This window comes from Symmachiella macrocystis (assembly GCF_007860075.1).
Taxonomy (GTDB): domain Bacteria; phylum Planctomycetota; class Planctomycetia; order Planctomycetales; family Planctomycetaceae; genus Symmachiella; species Symmachiella macrocystis.
On record NZ_SJPP01000001.1, the window covers coordinates 3,818,684 to 3,837,844 of the forward strand.

Annotated in this window: 13 protein-coding genes; 9 read left to right on the plus strand and 4 right to left on the minus strand. The window is 55.7% G+C overall.

What is annotated here, in order from left to right; all coding sequences use genetic code 11:
- Window positions 1-90: 90 nt before the first annotated feature.
- From CA54_RS14780 to CA54_RS14790, 3 genes are all read right to left on the minus strand, one after another.
- Window positions 91-558: a hypothetical protein gene (locus CA54_RS14780; protein WP_146371518.1), complete on the minus strand. Its 468-nt coding sequence runs from the start codon at window positions 556-558 to the stop codon at window positions 91-93.
- Between the two features lie 45 nt (window positions 559-603).
- Window positions 604-1,713: an SPFH domain-containing protein gene (locus CA54_RS14785; protein WP_146371520.1), complete on the minus strand. Its 1,110-nt coding sequence runs from the start codon at window positions 1,711-1,713 to the stop codon at window positions 604-606.
- 242 nt (window positions 1,714-1,955) lie between these two features.
- On the minus strand, window positions 1,956-3,338 hold the full coding sequence (locus tag CA54_RS14790; protein ID WP_146371522.1) for a Gfo/Idh/MocA family oxidoreductase: 1,383 nt from the start codon (window positions 3,336-3,338) through the stop codon (window positions 1,956-1,958).
- A 785-nt stretch (window positions 3,339-4,123) separates the two neighbouring features.
- Here CA54_RS14790 and CA54_RS14795 point away from each other — a divergent pair.
- On the plus strand, window positions 4,124-6,565 hold the full coding sequence (locus tag CA54_RS14795; protein ID WP_146371524.1) for a cytochrome c biogenesis protein CcdA: 2,442 nt from the start codon (window positions 4,124-4,126) through the stop codon (window positions 6,563-6,565).
- 87 nt (window positions 6,566-6,652) lie between these two features.
- Here CA54_RS14795 and CA54_RS14800 read toward each other — a convergent pair whose 3' ends face one another.
- A complete protein-coding gene (locus tag CA54_RS14800) occupies window positions 6,653-8,551 on the minus strand; it encodes a hypothetical protein (RefSeq protein ID WP_146371526.1) in 1,899 nt (632 codons plus the stop codon).
- Window positions 8,552-9,117: 566 nt separating this feature from the next.
- Between CA54_RS14800 and CA54_RS14805 the strand changes: the two genes are divergently transcribed.
- From CA54_RS14805 to CA54_RS14840, 8 genes are all read left to right on the plus strand, one after another.
- Window positions 9,118-9,561, plus strand: a complete 444-nt coding sequence (locus CA54_RS14805; RefSeq protein WP_146371528.1) for a ribosome-binding factor A — start codon at window positions 9,118-9,120, stop codon at window positions 9,559-9,561.
- Entirely contained in the window at window positions 9,558-10,703 is a 1,146-nt protein-coding gene (locus CA54_RS14810; protein WP_146371530.1) for an RtcB family protein, read from the plus strand. The genes CA54_RS14805 and CA54_RS14810 overlap by 4 nt, the downstream gene beginning before the upstream one ends.
- 297 nt (window positions 10,704-11,000) lie before the next feature.
- Window positions 11,001-14,285, plus strand: a complete 3,285-nt coding sequence (gene carB / locus CA54_RS14815; protein WP_146371531.1) for a carbamoyl-phosphate synthase large subunit — start codon at window positions 11,001-11,003, stop codon at window positions 14,283-14,285.
- Complete coding sequence (locus CA54_RS14820; RefSeq protein ID WP_146371533.1) at window positions 14,282-14,911, plus strand: Maf family protein; 630 nt, start codon at window positions 14,282-14,284, stop codon at window positions 14,909-14,911. The genes carB and CA54_RS14820 overlap by 4 nt, the downstream gene beginning before the upstream one ends.
- 31 nt (window positions 14,912-14,942) lie before the next feature.
- Window positions 14,943-16,064, plus strand: a complete 1,122-nt coding sequence (locus CA54_RS14825; protein WP_146371535.1) for a tRNA dihydrouridine synthase — start codon at window positions 14,943-14,945, stop codon at window positions 16,062-16,064.
- Window positions 16,065-16,725: 661 nt separating this feature from the next.
- A complete protein-coding gene (locus CA54_RS29375; RefSeq protein WP_197532472.1) occupies window positions 16,726-17,094 on the plus strand; it encodes a hypothetical protein in 369 nt (122 codons plus the stop codon).
- Window positions 17,095-17,532: 438 nt separating this feature from the next.
- On the plus strand, window positions 17,533-17,979 hold the full coding sequence (locus tag CA54_RS14835; RefSeq protein ID WP_197532473.1) for a TPR end-of-group domain-containing protein: 447 nt from the start codon (window positions 17,533-17,535) through the stop codon (window positions 17,977-17,979).
- A 230-nt stretch (window positions 17,980-18,209) separates the two neighbouring features.
- On the plus strand, window positions 18,210-19,043 hold the full coding sequence (locus tag CA54_RS14840; RefSeq protein ID WP_197532474.1) for a purine-nucleoside phosphorylase: 834 nt from the start codon (window positions 18,210-18,212) through the stop codon (window positions 19,041-19,043).
- The last annotated feature ends 118 nt before the right edge of the window (window positions 19,044-19,161 follow it).

Genomic DNA, 19,161 nt, shown 5'->3' on the forward strand with positions numbered 1-19,161 from the left:
GGTGAATGTTTGCGTGTTTCACAGATTCTTGCGAGACTCCTACCTGAAAAGAATCGGGAATGCCCCATCTGCTTATCTCCATCTGCTCCTTCACTCCAACCCGTTTTGAAAACGCCGAGCCGCATCTTGAAGAAGCATTTTTTCAATTCTTCCATCTGGATATAGAACAAACGTCATTCCGTTGTCGTCAACCAATTCAAAATACGCCAGAATTGTAGGACGTTTAGCATTACCCTGCTCGGTTTTTAGTACAGATAGGTCTGTTTTTACCGTTTGCGACAACCGACGAGCCTCGGATTCATGAAATAGGACGTCGCCGTATCGGCTGCTGACAACGTGAAGATTTGCAAGATCGTTAAATGCGACTGGAAATTCTTCTCGTTCTTTTTTGTAGGCAAGAATTGATTCGTATAAGAATTGCAAATCATATTCTCGGTAGTCGCCAATTACCTGCCCTTTTTTATGGCGAAGAGCTGGCTGGAGCAAAAGCACGAAAACCACCGTTGTCACTACGTAAATAGATCCTGACAAAAGCCTTTTTGTAGTTGTCGGCTTCATTTATTTATCTGGACCTGACTTGAGCATAGGCCAGTCGCCTCACGCCTACTTCGCCGGCGGTGGTGGTGGCGGAGGAGTCGCGGCGAATTGCGAGGCGAGTGCTGGGACTTGTCCGGCGGTGGTCCAGGCGGGCATGCCGGCAGACCAGACCATCGAATCGGCTGTGACTTGTCCAGCAGCAATGCCTTGGGACAGTTGCTGTGCCGTGAAGGGGCCTTGTGTTTCGCCACCCACCGCAATGTGCCAAGCGACGGCGCCGGGGGCAGGCGGGGGTGCGGGCATGCCTGATCCAGCTTGTCCCGCGCCGCGGAACATTTGATTGGCCATGGCGAATCCCATTCCCAGTCCCATGCCTTCGGACGCGCCGCCACCGGCCGGGTTTTCCGCGGCGGCGGTCATGGCTTTGCCCATCTGGAACTGTTGATAGCGGCTCATGTCGCCGATGACTCCCATGCTGCTGCGGGTGTCGAGCGCCTTTTCGACTTCTTCGGGAAGTGAAATATTGACGATGAATAGTTGCGGAATATCGAGTCCGTATTCATCGTCAACCCGTTCAACGGCTGCCTCGCGTAGGTCGCCCGAGAGGGCGCGGTAGTTGGCGGCGAGGTCCAATGCGGCGATTTGTGATTTGCCCAGCATCGTGGCAAAGGCTTCGCTGATGATTGAACGCATCAACTCGTTGATTTCATCCGATGAAAAATCGCTGTCGGTCCCGACCAATTCTTTAAGCAGTGCTTTCGGCTCGACCGCTTTGAGGGTGTAGGTCCCGAACGCGCGGAGGCGGATGGGACCGAAGTCGGGGTCGCGGAGCATGATCGGGTTGGGAGTCCCCCACTTCAGATCGGTGATCTGCGTGGTGCGGACAAAATAGACCTCCGATTTGAACGGACTTTCGAAGCCGTGCTTCCAGCCTTGCAGCGTGCCCAAGATCGGCAGGTTATCAGTGGTGAGTTCGTAGTGTCCCGGCTCGAAGACGTCGGCCAATTCGCCGCGATGCACGAAGACAGCGGTTTGTCCGGGACGCACGATCAGTTGCGCGCCGTTTTTGATTTGGTTGTGGTACCGCGGGAACCGCCAGACGAGTGTGTGGTTGGTGTCGTCAATCCATTCGACAATATCCACCAATTCGCCGCGCAGTTTATCAAGCAATCCCATGGCCATCTCCTAGGTGAACGCAAATTGGGTGAAATGTACTGCCCGTATAGGCCGAGTAGAAATGCGGCGCGCCCCGGCATGGGGGCGCGCCGTGATCAAAGCCTATTCACGACTCGCTCAAATAACTTGATGAAACAACTCAACAGAGGGTGCCACTGGCGGCTTGTCCGCCAGTATAAATCGTGCGAATAGATTCAACACCGCTGCACGAGCCAGCAGCGCCACCCGGTCTCAATACTCTTCTACGTTCCGCTGGCGACCAAATACGAATCGCGGCTGCGGCGCGATGTTAACGCTTGGGCCTGATCGTCGCCGACGAATTTTTCAGCTTTGGGATCCCACTTCAGGTCGCGACCCAACATCACCGAAATGTTGCACAGATGGCAAGAGGTCATCGTGCGGTGATGTGTGCCGACGTCGGAAATCGGTTGTTGGCGATCTTCCAGGCATTCGAAGAAGTTCCGCATGTGATGGCCCGGCGTTTTGCCTTTGTACAGGTTGGCCACCAGTTCATTAATTTCTTCATTGTCGGCTTCGCTCAACTCGTCAATGAGTTTGCCTTCCAGTTTGCCGCGGTTAACGAAGATACGGCCGTTTTCACCTTCGAACAAGATGCCGTTTCCAAATTCGATATTCGTGTCCGGACGTTTGTAAACGTCGTTGACGTTCAATACGGAGCCGTTCTTGAATTTCAAATCGATGTCGAACGTCACGGCGGTGTTAAATCCGCTGGGGAGTTTGGCATCGCCGTTGAGGAACGCATCCCAATTGAAATCATCGGGGACGATTGGCGGGAAAGTTCCCTTGCCGACGACTTCGACCGGGCCGCTCTTGTCGTAACCGAGTGCCCATTGGGCGATGTCGATGTGGTGCGCGCCCCAGTCGGTCATTTTGCCGCCGGAATACTCAAACCACCAACGGAATTGCTTGCGGCGTTCTTCGGAGTAATCGGCCTTCGGTGCGGGACCCACCCAGAAATCCCAATCGAGACCTTCGGGGACAGCGGTCGATTCGAAGGGGCCTTCGTTGGGAGCACCCCCGATGGCGACGTAGGCGTTGACGTTTTTCCCCAGCCGACCGCTTTGCACAATGGCGACCGCTTTGAGGAACCGGTTGTCGTTTTCGCTACGCTGTTGTGTCCCGACCTGAAACACGCGGCCGGTTTCTTCGACGACGTTGCGGACGTCGATGCCTTCTTGAATGGTCAGCGTGAGTGGCTTTTCGCAGTAGACGTCACAGCCGGCGCGGAGGGCGGCGATGGCGATCGGCACGTGCCAGTGGTCGGGGGTGCCGATGGTGACGACGTCCGGTTTTTCTTTTTCGAGCAAAACGCGGTAGTCGGTGTACTCGTTGAGCTTGCCTTCAAAGTCTTTATTGAATTCGGCGGTGTGTACCGAATCGACATCGCAGACGGCGATCATCTTTCCCAGTTTGGCGGCTTTGCGAGCGATGCTTCCACCTTGATTGTAACGTCCACGGCTCCCCCCGACGCCGATGGAGGCAACGGTCGGTTTGCTGTTGAGGTTGCGACCAAATGCCTTGTCAGGCGTCCAGATCAACGGGGCCGAAACGAGTGCACCGGCCGCGGCCGATTTTTTGAGAAAGTCACGTCGTGTTGAGGTCATTCGAGTACTCTCCAAATAAGAACGTTAGCTGATGCAACCAAGGTATTTGCTACGACAATTCACGGTAACAATTTTAAGTGGTGACAAGGAGAATACGCTCAATCACGGATATATGCGGGTTCTCTTCTTCTAATTATGGTATTCCACGCAGCGTGCCGGATCAATCGTACGAAGTGTCGACCTAGTAGCGGAAATGGCAACCCTTGTGAATTCCAGCTGGAATCCGCTGTTTTTCGCCTGTTTTGAGATAGGCCCAGCTCACCACATGCCTTTCAGCGAATGTCGGTTAGTGCGATTATACCGTACACGCAGCGATCCGAGTAGAACGCATTGATTGCACGCTGGGGGGCGACAACGTGAGAAATCTGGTCAGTGAGATGGCGATTCTTCAACAAGTCCGATTGCCGCGATTTTGCATTTTATTGTATGATACGGCGGTTGGTGCGCCGCGCTCTAAGTTGGGCGTGTGCGAATATCGTATACAACACGAAATGTGATCCACGGCACAGACCGTCGCGGTGTTGCCTTCCGATAATATAGCAGTCACGATGTCTCCACCGGCACCTAGACATGTCGGTTACAGTCTTGCTCTACTTATATTAGCGCTACCTCAAACTGAAGAACGAGGCTGCTGCTGACCTTGCCCGTGTTTCGCAAGTATTGCACCCATTTTGTGTTGCACTGGCAAAGCCAGTAGCACACAACACAAATTATAACGTCGTGACAAACTGCTAGTTGGCATCTCAAACTCCCCTTTATCGCTCTTAGTTGCCCAGGAAACCTCCATGAGAATGTCCCGAAATGGTTTCGGTTCGCTATTTGCGTTGCTGCTGGTTGCCGTGGTGGGACTCGCCCCACAGCCTGCGGCGGCGCAGAACGATGTTTTCCAGACTGATCTATTCGGCAGCAAGCCGCCGGTCAACGACGCGAAAAACGCGATCAAATATGACGCCAAAATCGTTCCCGCTGACGCTGCACCGGGGGACGAGGTCACCTTGCAGTTGACCGCCACGGTCGCTGAAGGTTGGCATACCTTTTCCCTGACCCAAACCGGATTCGGCGGCTCGCCGACGGTGATCGCTCTGAGCGACCAAGGCGCACTGAAACCTTTGGGCAAAACCTTCACAGCCAGTCGAGCGCCACAGATCCATGAAGAGAAACTGGGCGATACGCAAATGCGGTTGGAGGAATACTTCGGTCAAGTAACGTTCTCCCGGCGATTTCAGATTCCCGCCGATGCAAGCCCGGGCGAGATCACAGTCTCGGGGCAGATCACACATCAAGTCTGCAGCGAAGGGCTTTGCGTGCCCGGCAAGACAGCCTTTCAAGCAACGGTGAAGATCAGCGAAGGCAAACCGAAAGAGAACCTCGCGGTCACCGGCGAAACAAAGTTTGAACATGATTCGAGCGTGTGGCTCGTCTCACTTTCCTCGGGCGAAGCAGCTCCAGGAGAGACGGTTGAACTGCGCGTCGAAGCCAATATCAAAAACGATTGGCATACGTACGGTTTGGACCAAACCCGTCCCGAGGGATTGGGACCGTATGCGACGGCATTGCAGATACAAAAATATGGCGAGTTAAATCTCGATGGAGATTGGACGGTCGAACCGGCTCCGCACGCTGCGAGTGAACCGTTGTTTGGCGGACTTGAGGTTTTAGAACATTCTGGGCATGTCGTCTGGACCCGTTCGATTACGGTTCCTGCCGATGCGGCGCCCGGCGCTTACCCCATTAGCGGTGAAGTCGCTTTTCAGTCGTGCACCGGCGTGAAATGCGTTCAGCCGGTAGGATTCATTTTTGAAGGAAACCTGACGGTCACCCCCACACCGGCAGTTTCCCCAGTGGTGTTTGGTGTTTCCGCTCCCATCAAGGGCGGTATAGCGGCAGGGTTTATTGAACAGGTTATGGAACAGCGGTCGGCAATGCGGCTGGAGCGGCAAGCTAACGGTGGGGACGCGAATTATACCGTCATCGGAGAAGAGAACTCTGACTATGGATTGGCGATGTATCTGCTGTTTGCGTTCATTGGCGGCATGATTCTGAACGTTATGCCCTGCGTTCTACCGGTGATTGCGATCAAGGTGATGAGCTTCGCACAGCAGGCTGGTGAAAGCCGTGGGCGGATCTTGCAACTCAACGTTGTGTATTCGCTGGGTGTGCTCGCCGTGTTTATGGTATTGGCAACCTTGGCAGTCTTTTTGGGTTACGGATGGGGCGGGCTGTTTCAAAATGCGAATTTCAATCTGATCATGGCGTGCGTCGTGTTCGCCATGGGACTAAGCCTGTTGGGCGTGTTTGAAATCCCCATGCCGGGCATGGTCGGCACGGCAGCCGGCAATCAACATCAAGAAGGACTGGTGGGGGCCTTCTCCACGGGTATTCTGGCCACACTATTAGCGACGCCCTGCAGCGGGCCCTTTTTGGGGGCGACGCTCGGCTGGTCGATTACACAACCTACGCTGATTGTTTATCTCGTGTGGGGCATGATGGGTTTGGGGATGGCGTTTCCGTATCTGATGATCGGCGCATTTCCCTCGACGGTCAAATGGTTGCCCAAACCGGGAAATTGGATGGTGCGGTTGAAGGAATTTGCCGGTTTCGTGCTGATGGGAACCGTGATCTTCATCGTGCACATTCTGCAGGATGACTACACCATTCCGGCGCTGATCATGCTGCTCGGCATTGCACTGGGCTTATGGATGATTGGCAACTTGTACGACATCAACTCCCACATCCGTCATAAAACGACCGTGCGGGTGTCTGCCATTTTACTGACCGCCGTCATTTGTCTGTTCGGATTCAATCTGACGCTCAAATCCGAAACGGAACTGCCTTGGAAGCCTTTCACCGAAGCCACGTTGAATGCGTCGTTGGCCGAGAATAAAACGGTCCTGGTCGATTTCTCCGCCGATTGGTGTTTGACCTGCAAGCGAAACGAAAAATTCGCATTGAACACCAAAAAGACTTTGGATTTGGTCCAAGACCACGATGTCGTCACGCTCTATGCTGACTACACGGCCGAGTCTGAGGAGATCAAGCGCTGGTTGGATAACTTTGAAAGCATCAGCGTACCGCTCACCGTGATCTTTCCTGCCGGTCAACCCGATAAGGCGATCGTACTGCGCGACTTGTACACAGAGGCCATGCTGCTGGAAAATCTAGAGAAGGCGGTCAGCGGCAAGAAAACGACTGCGAACGCGGTTGCGGTGGACGAAGTTCGTCGATAGCGACTGATTCTTAAGAGTTGAGAACGTAAACGTGGCCGGCGCAATGCGCCGGCCACTCTGCGTTTAGTCCTGTTAAAAAATGCGGGGCTAAAAATCTGCGTCAGCCGGAACGGCCTCTTGCACTGGGGCGAAGTGTTGAGCGCGGCGAAGGCCTAGCATTGGCATGATCGTGCTCATTGCTGATCCGATCGGCAGCGGTAATGTGCTGGTTGACGTCGTCATGATGCCCTCAGGAGTCCGGACAGTCGACGACGTGTACGGCCCAATATAGGGAAGAAGCGCGCGGGCCGACGGGATGTCGAAGATGTCGATAGTCACCGCCGCATTGGATTGCACCTCGGTCATGATCATTTGTCCGAAATAGGGGACCAGAGAATAGAGCAGCTTGGTGGTTGCCTCCGCATCCCAATAGGTCAGCGACAGCAGGTCGCCGTCGGGGAGTTTGAAATCGACCGCCATTTGGTTGGCAAAGGATTTCTCTTTCGACTTGAGGAATCGCAATTGCGACTTGATGCTTTGCGGGTGCAGCGCCAAGTACAACCGGTCCTTGGTCAAACAGAGCGCCGGTGCTAGTGGGACGTCGTCATCACCGACCACATTCAAGTAATCAATATCTTGACCGAGAAAAGCCCGGTTTTTCATTTCCGCGCCCCGAGCTCGGAACCCTTCGTTTACGCCCGGTAGGCTAAGTTTGATCAGCTCCATGATCTTATCGTAGGTCGCTTGCGCCTGTTCCGCATCACGGATGTCGACGGTCAGCACGATTCCGGAGAACAGCAGTCCGCCACCCGAGGGGCTGTTGTGCAATGTCCAAACGTCACCCACCGCGGTGAGCACATCGGTTTCAATCGACAGGCCGGTTTCGTTATCGATTTCTTGGATCGCGTCCTCCAAAGCCTGCGCCGGGCCTGGTCCTACGGCTGAGAGAATCTGACGGACTTCCTCCAGGATCTGCGCTGCATCGAAGCTCATGGCGAAGGCAAAGTCGGCATCAGCCGGGATGTGCTGCAAGTCATCGGTCTTGATACCCCGCCCAGCTGCCAACTTGAGAATGCCGTTGGTTTTGCCGCCGGTGGCGATGAAATTGCGGCAACTGATTTGGCCATTGGTTTCCATCCCGCTGGACGAGACGAAGTAGTCCAGCGAATCCAGCCCCAGCATCTCGGCAGTGCCCGCCGCATCGATACCAGCCGGTTCCAGAATCGACGTGACGACCTTGAGCAATTGCCGCGTATCGACCCAGGTCAATCCACCGCTGCGTTCAAAGCTAACCCGCTTCACCCCCCCTTGGAAACGCTCGGCATCGGCCAGCCCATTCGATTTGCCATCGAGGCCGACAATCGCCGCATCCAAGGTACCGTCGCCGAGGGCCAGAATAAAGTAGTCGTTGTGCCGGTGGACGGTGACAGGAATCCCCGGCAACGGTACAGGGATTTGCAAATGGTCCAAAGACTCGCGACGTTCGCCGCCGGGAAGAAATTGTGTCAATTCCAGGAAGTCGGCGGCAATTTGGTCCGCTTGTTTTTCGCCATTGATGACCAAAGCAAACCGCACACCTTGAGCGACGGACATCATCATCGCCGGCGGCGTGTCGCCGTTGATGATGTGGTCTTCCTCATAACTGAGGTACAAGCAGCCGGGATGTTTGAGTAGTTCAAACCCCAAGCGAGGCAGGACTTCGCCGAGCACTTGTTCTTCGGGAGAGCGGTTTTCGGTTTCAGCAATGATGCCGTCGACGATAGCGGTATGGACTTTTTCGAGAAATTGTGAGACTTCCTGATCGGCGATCATCCCTTCGATGCCTGGAGCTCCTTCTTTGCCCGTTCCGCGCGCCGCCCATTCGGTGTAAACGATCGCATTAGTCGGTGGTAAACGCAGCAACGCTTCGTCACGCGGTCCCGGGGGCATCCCCATCAACGGCCCCAGGCCGCCGCCTGTCAACAAAATCAACAATATTTCAGCGAATCCCATTCCCGCCCCACTCATTTTCCAACTCCCTGATTTTTAAAAGTCCATTTTAATGGTTGCCCTGACGCCTAAAACGGGCAATTCGTCCGTCGCGATGTTTTATTAGCACCGATTCTCGAATCGTACCGATGCGCATGTCGCATGGCCAGTGTTGACGGAATTTGAACTGAAAGAAGACATGGCAAGATGGCAGGGCCTGATTTTTGAAAATAATTGTCGGTCAAGCGAACCTGTAAGGCTGCAGTGGTGTCTCCCCAGGGCTTCGAATTTTAATGACCGCCAACTTCTTATTTCCCGGAGGCCGACGATGCGTATTTCATACCGCTTTACTGTTCCGTCGAGCCTGTGCTGGGCACGGAGATAAGACGCTTTGCCGGCAACCTGAGTTGCCGGGCTACCGCTGCGCTCATTCCTCCCCGACTGTCGAGCCAGGCTCCTCCCCGATCGAGCAACGATTCTGAGTGAACCGTTCGCGCCGAGTTGCGGCTGTGCCGTACTCGTTCTGCGCGCCAAATCTCTTCAAAAAATCTAGATGCCCGTCTGATTCGCGCCACGGCCGAATGTCGACAGGCATGGGGAGCGGTATGAAATCTGAACGACAGTTGCAGGAAATTCTCAAGTCTTTGTGCGGATCTCCAGGAGCCGAAGACGGCTCGGATCCCCGCGAATTTCATAAACAGCGTGGACGCGATAAGTCGCTACGAAAAACGTATCAACTTTGTAAACAGGTCGACGAGGTTCTTGGCTACGTACTTTCTGGCGAATGCGACGATGATGTTCTGCGCGATTTTTACGTCAGCAGTGTCGTGCCAGCACCCGATGCGTCGCGATTGCTGGTCACACTCTGCCCTTATTTTAGGGATACGGTTTTCCAACCGGTTCAGGTGCTCGAGCGGCTCGGCCATGTGGCGGGCAAACTTCGCAGTGAAGTTGCCGCTACGATTAATCGTCGTCGCACCCCCGAGTTAATGTTTCAGGTCCTGGCCCTTCCGGCGGAGACTCCTTCGCAACAGGAGGACCAACAATGAAGGACTCGGATCTTCATGAGAAAATCCAGGCATGGCTCAGCGAGCCATTGCCTGGCGAGGTTCGTGCGTCGCTCAATCGTTTAGCGACGCACGACGATGTGCGGTACATGGCCGTCATGCCGGATGTGCATTTGGCTCGCCACGTCTGTGTGGGAACCGTCATGGCGACCGCGACACAGATTTTTCCAGCAGCGATTGGAGGCGACATTGGTTGCGGCATGCTTGCCGTCGCCTTAACCGCGGACGCAGACCGCATCAACAACCCTCTGGCTGCGGCGAAGATCCTCTCCGGACTTTATGAATGTGTTCCCGCCGGCCGGCATCGTCGCTCCCACGCGGTTGCAGCGTTACCGGAGGAACTGAGCAATTTGCCGTTGAGCCATCCGCGACTAGAAACGTTCAGTCGTCGAGATGGCCGGGTGCAATTGGGCACACTCGGCCGCGGGAATCATTTCGTGGAATTCCAGGCTGATCCGGAGAACCGCTTGTGGTTGATGCTGCACAGTGGTTCGCGAGGAATGGGACAGGCGATTACGGCGCATCATTTGGCGACCGGCGCGTGTTCGTCACACGAAACCGTCACCTGGGCCGCCGAATCACGCAATGGCGCTGCCTATCTCACCGACATGCGATGGGCCGTCGCTTATGCACGGCAAAATCGACTGGCCATGGTGACGGCGATCGGTCGACTGCTCCAAGAAGAATTTGCCATCGATCTGCAATTAAACACTCTGATTCATTGCGATCATAACCATGTGCGACAGGAAACGCATTTCGGCCGCGAGCTTTGGGTGCATCGCAAGGGCGCATTGCCGGCGACTGCGGGAGAGCGGGGGGTGATTCCCGGTTCGATGGGCACACGTAGTTTTCACGTCCTAGGACGGGGTTGTGCAGAGGCTCTCCAATCTAGTTCTCACGGCGCCGGCCGCGCACTCAGCCGCCACGACGCACGGCAGGTTATCGGCCAAAAGAAGCTTGAACGCGAGATGCGGGATGTTTGGATTGATCGGCGGCGTATGGGAAAATTTCGCGAAGAAGCCCCGTCAGCCTATAAGGAGATTGGCCGAGTCATGCGGGCACAGCGCGCACTGACGCGAATCGAACGCGAGCTACGACCCGTGCTGTGCTACAAAGGGACTTGAATTGCCGGTGATACGCGACAGCCTTAGTCGTGGCCTCGGCGTGGGAAAGTTTTCTTACGACTCGTCACCCCAAGCAAATTCCCCCCCGCCTGGATTTGATTCTCCTGGCCATCTTGCTATCCTGGACCAACTTTGCGCCGAAAATCCTGAAACTGGGGTTTTCTACGCAGATTTCCACGAAAAACAGCCTTGTGGGATGCCTGCGCGCACTGGCGGACACGCCGCTAGTGGCATCCCCCAATGGTGATGGTTGTGGATTCCGACTGCAATCCTGCCAGATTAGAGGGAACTACCGACGTGCCTCGTCGTGACGACATTCACAAGATTCTGATTATTGGCTCCGGTCCGATCGTGATCGGCCAGGCCTGCGAATTTGACTATTCCGGAACCCAAGCGTGCAAGGCGTTGCGGGAAGAGGGTTATGAAGTTGTATTGGTCAACTCCAATCCAGCCACGATCATGACCGACCCGGACACCGCCCATCGGACCTACGTCGAGCCGATCACCTGGGAATACGTCCAGAAGATCATCGAAGTCGAGCGGCCCGATGCACTGCTGCCCACGTTGGGGGGACAGACGGGACTGAACACCGCGATGGACCTGGCGCGCCGCGGGATTCTCAAACAACTCAACTGTGAATTGATTGGCGCCAAGGAGGATGTCATTGCCAAAGCCGAAGGGCGGCAGACCTTCAAAGAGGCGATGATCGAAATCGGCCTGGACGTGCCGATCAGCGAAACCGTGCACAACATGGAGGAGGCCCGCGCGGCTTTGAAAGTGGTGGGGTTGCCCACGGTCATCCGCCCCAGTTACACGCTCGGCGGTGTGGGCGGCGGAATCGCCTACAACCGCGACGAATTCGACGCGATGGTCCAGAAGGGGATCGACCTGTCGCCCGTCGGCGAAGTGCTCTTGGAAGAGTCGATCATCGGCTGGAAAGAGTACGAAATGGAGGTGATGCGCGACAAGAACGACAACGTCGTGATCATCTGTGCGATCGAGAATTTCGACGCGATGGGCGTGCACACGGGCGATTCGATCACCGTGGCTCCGGCGCAGACGCTGACCGACAAAGAATATCAACGCATGCGGGATGCTACGATCTCCATTATGCGTGAGATCGGCGTCGAAACGGGTGGCTCGAATGTGCAGTTCGCAATCAATCCCGAAAACGGTCGCATGATCGTGATCGAGATGAACCCCCGCGTCAGCCGTTCCAGCGCACTGGCCTCCAAAGCCACCGGATTTCCCATCGCCAAGATCGCCGCCAAATTGGCGGTTGGTTACACATTGGACGAAATCCCCAACGACATTACCCGCGAAACGTTGGCCTGTTTCGAACCGACGATCGATTACGTTGTCACAAAAATCCCGCGGTGGACCTTCGAGAAATTCCCCGAAGCCGATGCGGTGCTGACGACGCAAATGAAATCGGTCGGCGAAACCATGGCCATCGGCCGCACCTTTAAGGAGTCGCTGCAAAAAGCCGTTCGCGGACTGGAAACAGGTCATTTTGGCCTGGGTGGCGGTAAGAACGACCTGTGGGGCACAATCGAGCAACCGGCCGACGATGAGATCCAACGCAAATTGGCAACTCCCAATGACGAGCGGTTGTACTATATCCGCTACGCCTTCAAAGCCGGAATGTCGTTAGAACATGTGCATGAACTGACGCGGATTGATCCCTGGTTTTTGGACAATATCCTGGAATTGACGGAAGTCGAGGCGGAACTCCGCCAAGTCACCCGGCTGGAGGATGTCGACGATAGTCTGCTGCTCAAAGCCAAACGTTATGGATTTTCCGACCGGCAGTTGTCCTTTTGGTGGGCCGCGTCGGAAATGGACATTCGTCAGCACCGCAAGGAGCGGGGCGTGGTGGCAACGTTCAAACAGGTCGACACGTGTGCAGCGGAGTTTGAAGCGTACACACCCTATTACTATTCGACATACGAATCGGAAGACGAAACGCCCGCCAAACAGTCGGACAAAAAGCGGGTGATGATTCTGGGCGGTGGCCCGAATCGGATCGGGCAGGGGATTGAATTCGACTATTGCTGTTGCCAAGCCTCCTTTGCGCTGCGGGAGTTGGGCATCGAAAGCATCATGGTCAACTCGAATCCGGAAACGGTTTCGACCGATTACGACACGTCGGACATTTTATTCTTCGAGCCGCTGACGACCGAAGATGTGCTCAATATCTGCGACCGCATGCAGCCTGACGGGGTGATCGTGCAGTTCGGCGGGCAAACCCCGCTGAATTTGGCGCGGGGGTTGGAGGCAGCCGGTGTGACGATTATCGGCACCAGCCCGGCCATGATCGATGCCGCTGAGGATCGCGAAAAATTTCAGGGGATCCTGGAACAACTCGGTTTGCGGCAACCCCCCAACGGCATTGCGATCAATGTCGAGGGCGCACGGCAAGCGGCGGAACGCATCGGTTATCCGATTCTCGTTCGCCCCAGCTACGTGCTGGGCGGGCGGGCGATGGAGATCTGTTACGACGAGTCGTCGTTGGTGAAATACATGACCGAAGCGGTCGATGCTTCGCCGGACCATCCGGTCTTGATCGATCAGTTTCTGGAAGATGCGACGGAGGTCGATGTCGACGCGATCTCTGATGGCGAATTGACGCTGGTCGGCGGAGTGATGGAGCACATTGAGGAGGCGGGTGTGCATTCGGGTGACTCCGCTTGCGCTTTGCCGCCGTTTTCACTTTCGGATGAAGTGATTACGGAGATCAAAGAAGCGACCTATGCCTTAGCGGGGGCGCTGAAAGTCCGCGGGTTGATGAACATTCAATTCGCCGTCAAAGAAGTCAACGGTGACCATCTCGTGTATATCCTGGAAGTGAATCCCCGTGCCAGTCGGACGAGTCCCTTCGTCTCTAAGGCAACCGGCATTTCGCTGCCGCGGATGGCGGCCAAGATCATGGTGGGTGTTTCCTTGGAAGAGCAGGGGATCACGACCGAACCGTGGCCGGAGTATTACTCGGTCAAGGAAAGCGTGTTCCCGTTTCAGCGGTTTGCGGGTGTAGATATCATTCTCGGACCGGAGATGCGTTCCACGGGCGAAGTGATGGGGATCGATGAGCGGTTTTCGTTGGCCTTTGCGAAAAGCCAATTGGCCGCGGGGTCACAATTGCCGTGCGAACCATGCAAAGTCTTCGTCAGTGTGGCCGCGCCGCACAAGCAGGCGATCATTGGTCCGGCGCGCGTGTTGTATCGTCGCGGCTTCCAATTGGTGGGAACGGCCGGTACGGCTGCGGTCTTGCGGGAAGCGGGGATCGAAGTCGAAACGGTCCGCAAAATCCAAGAAGGCCGGCCGAACCTGTTGGATTTCTTAGCCAACGGTGACATTCATTTAATCCTCAACACGCCCAACGGCAAAGGGGCGCGGACTGACGAAGGCAAAATTCGCGCCGCCGCCGTCGCACACGGCGTTCCCTGCATTACGACCTTGAGCGGTTGTCAGGCCGTGGCACGGGCAATGGAAGCGATGGCCGAGGACCCCAAGCCGCGTGTCCGCGCATTGCAAGACTGGGCGGCGAGGACGAGTCCCTCATCGACGTCAACGAATTCATGAAACGTGTCATTCTCGCGTCCCGTTCCCCGCGCCGGCGAGAACTGTTAGCGCATCTCGTCGCCGAGGAGTCCATTCAGGTTCTGCCCCCGCGCAGCGCCGAAGAAGCTGGGTTTGACGGGCTGCGTGATTGGGCGTCAATCAAATCTCAGTTGCTCAACATAGCAGGCGATAAATGCGACGACGTTTGCGAGCAATTGGCGGAATCCGGCGCAGCGTTTCATACAGTCGTGGCGGCCGATACGGTTGGTGTCTGCGGCGACAAAGACGGAAACCTTGTGGTGCTGGGCCAGCCGCCGGAGGATTCGAATTGGCAGGAGACGGTCGCCGGATGGTTTCGTGACTATTATTTCGGCCGCGAACATACAGTGCTCACAGGGTTGTGCGTGGCGGATGCCAGCGGCGCGCGTGTTGAATGCATCGCCACGACGCAGGTCGCTATGGTCGCAGAAGATGACGAGCTGTTAAACTGGTATCTCACCACCGATGAACCGCGCGGCAAAGCGGGTGGGTATGCCATTCAAGGGGCCGGCAGCATGTTCGTGGAATCCATTTCCGGTAGCCTGAGCAATGTCATCGGTTTGCCGTTGGAGCTGTTGCGGGAAATTTTGAACGAACAAAACCTCTAATCGTCCGCTCGATGCCCGTCAAAAATACGTCATGAAAACGGCAGACCAACATCCACTCAATGCGCAATCCGCGACGGTTTCACCCGCCCAGCGACCGTTCGGCGATGAAGATCCGCGGATTTGCATTGGCGGACGGATTATGGAATCGCGGTATTTTCTATCGCCTTTGGCGGGTTACACGCATCTGGCCTTTCGACAGGTCGTACGCGAACTGGGCGGGTTGGGTTTAGCGACGACGGATTTGGTACTCGCCAATCAACTCAGCCACAAAAGTCGTAAATCGATGGAACTGATCGCCACCAACGACGCCGATCGTCCGTTGTCAGTCCAAATTTACGGTGGTGTGAACGAAGAACTGGTCCGGGCAGCGCGATGGTTGGAGGCTGAGGGCTACGAGGGAATCGACCTCAACATGGGATGTCCCATGGCCAAGATCACCGGCAATGGTGGCGGCGCGCGGTTGATGTGCGACGTCGACAACGCCAGCCGCGCCGTATCGGCTGTGATCGAAGCGGTCGAGATTCCCGTGACGGTCAAAATGCGACTCGGCTGGGATCGGGAGCACATCACCGCACCGATGTTGGCACGGGCATTTGAACAGTTGGGTGTGGCGGCGATCACCATTCATGGTCGAACGCGACAGCAGGGGTTTCATGGCAATGTGCAGTTGGAGGGGATTCGCGAAACGGTGGCGGCGGTCGAACGGATTCCGGTGATTGGCAACGGCGACGTGCGGACTGTCGAGGATGCAATCGCCATGCGGCGAATCACCGGGTGCGCCGCTGTGGCGATCGGCCGTGGTGCGCTCATGGATCCTTGGATTTTCCATCGACTGCAGCGAGTCAACGCGGGAGACACTAGCGTCTGGGAACCACCAGCTGAGGCGCAGATCGAATTCCTTGAACGGCATTTTCGACTGATGTTACAGCAGCACGGCGAGACGATGAGCTGTTTGATGTTCCGCAAGTTCGCCGCTTGGAATGGTGCCCGGCTGGGAATTCCCGAGGACTTGGAAGATCGTCTGCGACGGTTTGAGTCGGAAGCCGAGTTTGCCGCGATTGTCGAGCAGATTCGTCAGCGGCACGGCGAGCGCAAAAACCCGCGCCCCACAGCCGAAGTCCGCGTTCCCAATGGGCCTGTGGAGCGATGGTAGCCAACTTTGTGAATAGTGCGTTGCCCTAAGCGGCGATTTGAACTGTTTGGCATGGAGTCCCTGCGCGATCGAAAACGCCAATTCCCCTGGTCGAAAACAGTGTGATTGCATTGAAAATGCAAACGTTGGGGAATTGCAATTGATGATCATGGAAGGCCCAAACAGCGATGGTCTAATCGGGAGCGTGGTTGCAGCGATTGCCTTGCTGTGTCGGTGACGACCGTCTAGATTTGGATCTTCGCAAAGGGACATAAACTTGCCGACAGGGCATGTCGCGGAAACGCTTGACAAAGGATGGAAACTTTAATAATCAGGGCAATCAGACTGTCCGGTGCGGCTTGCAGCGCCGCCTTGGATTTGCTCAACTAAAAGTCAGCTGCGACAGCGCCACTACGGCAAGATCGCCCAGTTTTCCGTCTCAGATGTTCCCATCTCACAAGTTGTGAAACGGGAACGACTGCTACGGCAGTATGTGCGATTGACGACGGTACGAAGAATTCGGATTGTCGGCCGCAAGCGGATTTGTTTTTGATATTCTGGAAGTCAATGTACTACAGATTCAGATTTCCCGTAACATCACGGGGCTGGCGTTCGAATCGAATGGGATTCGTGCGGCTCATCTGAGGATTACGCAAGAAGGATGCTTTCGAGGACGAACACTATGCAAGTTGTGAGCCCTGACATTGGTTTGACGGCTTCGCCACTTTTCAAGAGCGGCGAAGCGCCCGAATTCTGGGCGGCCGCCGATCAGCCGTTTCCGCCTGACGTTCATCTCGAGGATGCCGAAGAACTGGATGATGACGAATTCGATGACGATGAAGACGACGATGACGAATTCGACGATGAGCTCGATGAGTTCGACGAGAGTGAAGTGGAAGAGGAAGATCTGGACGATGATCTCGACGACCTCGACGACGACGAACTAGACGACGAGTTCGAAGAAGACGAAGACGAAGACGAAGAGGACGATGATGATCTAGACGACGATGATCTCGACGACTATGGCGACGATATCGACGACGACTTCTAATACCGTTGCCCGATCAGGTTCTTGACGTTGGCAAATCAAGAGACGACTGCGGCGGGTTTCCCACCCGCCGGTATGTCGCTCAGGTCACTCCCCCCAAACAAGTCATTTCCCCTAGCCCAAGTGTCTAATGCTCGCCGTTAGGCGAGCGTGGCCAGTCTATGATCGCGGTACGTGAACTGGCAATGGGCCATATTTCCCCGACTTTATGCAGATATGCAGCCAAAAGTCATTGGTCAGGGGGAGGACGGGTCTGCGCACGTTGCTCTGCTGCGGCGGTGCGCTATAATTCAATCAGCGAGGCAGGAAATAGATGGCGATCACGCAGATGCGTCCGTCCCTGTTTGGGTTATAAGACCAAACCAGTGCAACTGCTCGCTTTTTTCGCGGCGCAATGATGCGGACCCGACAACTGAAATAAGGCCTAGGAGGCTGCTCATCATGTCCAACATGCATAACTCGAAGGCAACGCATCAGGGGGAACCGCCGGCAGAGATGTCACTGGAGGATATCATTAGCCGTTCGCAATCGGACTTTGAATTGGACTTTTTCAGTCGCATTGCCACTCAAGCTCCGTGCTACGCCGATATTTTAGTACAACTGGGCCAATTGCTGACGCTCAAGGGGCGGCATGATGAGGCGCTGGATATTGATCGACGACTCGCCAAATTGCGGCCGCAAGTGCCGCAAGTCGCTTACAATCTGGCGTGCAGTTACTCGTTGTTGGGGCGGACGAATGAGGCACTCGACGCGCTGCGCCGCGCGATTCAGCTCGGGTATTGGGATATCGACCATCTGCTGATGGACCCCGATTTGACCGGCCTTCACAGTGTCCCGGAGTTTCATGATTTGCTGTCGGATCTCGATTTTGAAATTCTTGAGGATTGACAGCAGAGTCGGCCATTGCAGCCATCTGTTTCCAGAAGATTTCAATCTTTGCCGGATCCTGTTCGCCGGGCAACTCTGCCAGGGTTTGCTGCTGCTCCCCCTCTGTGGAATTGCGCCAATTTCTGCAGTGACTGTCCCTTTCGCCTCCTGTCGAGGACTGTACAATCGGGGCATTCCGGTCGCAGATGTTCGGCCGATTTCGGGGAGACGATCAAAAAGGGTGATCTATCGTGAGCGAGCAGCTGGAGCAGATTCAACAGGCCACCAAGGCTGTGCGTGAGCGATTCGCCACCAAACCGCGGGTCGGTTTGATTCTGGGCACGGGACTGGCTGGATTGGCGGCGGAAATCGACGAGCAGGCCACCATTCCTTATCACGAGATCCCGCACTTTCCCGAATCGACGGTCGAGTCGCACACCGGGCAACTGGTTTGCGGCACCCTGAGCGGCCTGCCCATCGTGGCCATGGAGGGACGGTTTCATTTCTACGAAGGCTATTCCATGCGGGAAGTGACATTTCCCGTGCGGGTGATGCAGGAACTCGGTGTCGAGATTTTATTGGTCACCAATGCCGCCGGCGGAATGAATCCACAGCACAATCTCGGCGATTTGGTGGTGATCGAAGACCACATTAATTTCATGGGGGACAACCCGCTGATCGGCCGCAACGACGAGAGTCTCGGCCCACGATTTCCGGATTTGTGTGCTCCCTACGATCGGGACTTGATCGCCTTGGTTGAAACGTCCGCCTTGGAATTGGGAATTCGCGCCCATCGGGGCGTGTTTGTGGCTGTGGCAGGTCCCAATTTAGAAACGCGGGCCGAATACCGCATGCTGCGGAGTTGGGGGGCGGATCTGGTGGGCATGTCGACCGTTCCCGAAGTTATCGTCGCCGCTCACGCCGGGTTGCGGGTGTTGGCGATTTCGATTGTGACCGATGTTTGCTTGCCCGATGCCTTGGAACCGGTCGACATAGCTGCGATCATCAAGGTCGCTGGCGAAGGGGGAGAACGTCTGGCAAAAGTCATCCCCGACGTCCTCACACGATTGGCCGCCATTGAGTAGGTTGCGCTGTGCGTGACATGGATCGGGTCAGCCACGCGAATTTATCTCGTTCCCAAACTTCGCTGGAATGAGAGAAGTGAGAATCGATTAGGCGCGGTGTTTTTATTCAATAGGAAAA

Excerpts from the sequence above, each read along its gene's own strand:
- CA54_RS14805 (WP_146371528.1), top strand. The coding sequence starts at position 9,118 with ATGAAATCTGAACGACAGTTGCAGGAAATTCTCAAGTCTTTGTGCGGA.
- CA54_RS14835 (WP_197532473.1), top strand. The coding sequence starts at position 17,533 with ATGTCCAACATGCATAACTCGAAGGCAACGCATCAGGGGGAACCGCCG.
- CA54_RS14800 (WP_146371526.1), bottom strand. The coding sequence starts at position 8,551 with ATGAGTGGGGCGGGAATGGGATTCGCTGAAATATTGTTGATTTTGTTG.
- CA54_RS14825 (WP_146371535.1), top strand. The coding sequence starts at position 14,943 with ATGAAAACGGCAGACCAACATCCACTCAATGCGCAATCCGCGACGGTT.
- CA54_RS14810 (WP_146371530.1), top strand. The coding sequence starts at position 9,558 with ATGAAGGACTCGGATCTTCATGAGAAAATCCAGGCATGGCTCAGCGAG.
- CA54_RS14790 (WP_146371522.1), bottom strand. The coding sequence starts at position 3,338 with ATGACCTCAACACGACGTGACTTTCTCAAAAAATCGGCCGCGGCCGGT.
- CA54_RS14795 (WP_146371524.1), top strand. The coding sequence starts at position 4,124 with ATGAGAATGTCCCGAAATGGTTTCGGTTCGCTATTTGCGTTGCTGCTG.
- CA54_RS29375 (WP_197532472.1), top strand. The coding sequence starts at position 16,726 with ATGCAAGTTGTGAGCCCTGACATTGGTTTGACGGCTTCGCCACTTTTC.
- CA54_RS14820 (WP_146371533.1), top strand. The coding sequence starts at position 14,282 with ATGAAACGTGTCATTCTCGCGTCCCGTTCCCCGCGCCGGCGAGAACTG.
- CA54_RS14780 (WP_146371518.1), bottom strand. The coding sequence starts at position 558 with ATGAAGCCGACAACTACAAAAAGGCTTTTGTCAGGATCTATTTACGTA.
- CA54_RS14785 (WP_146371520.1), bottom strand. The coding sequence starts at position 1,713 with ATGGGATTGCTTGATAAACTGCGCGGCGAATTGGTGGATATTGTCGAA.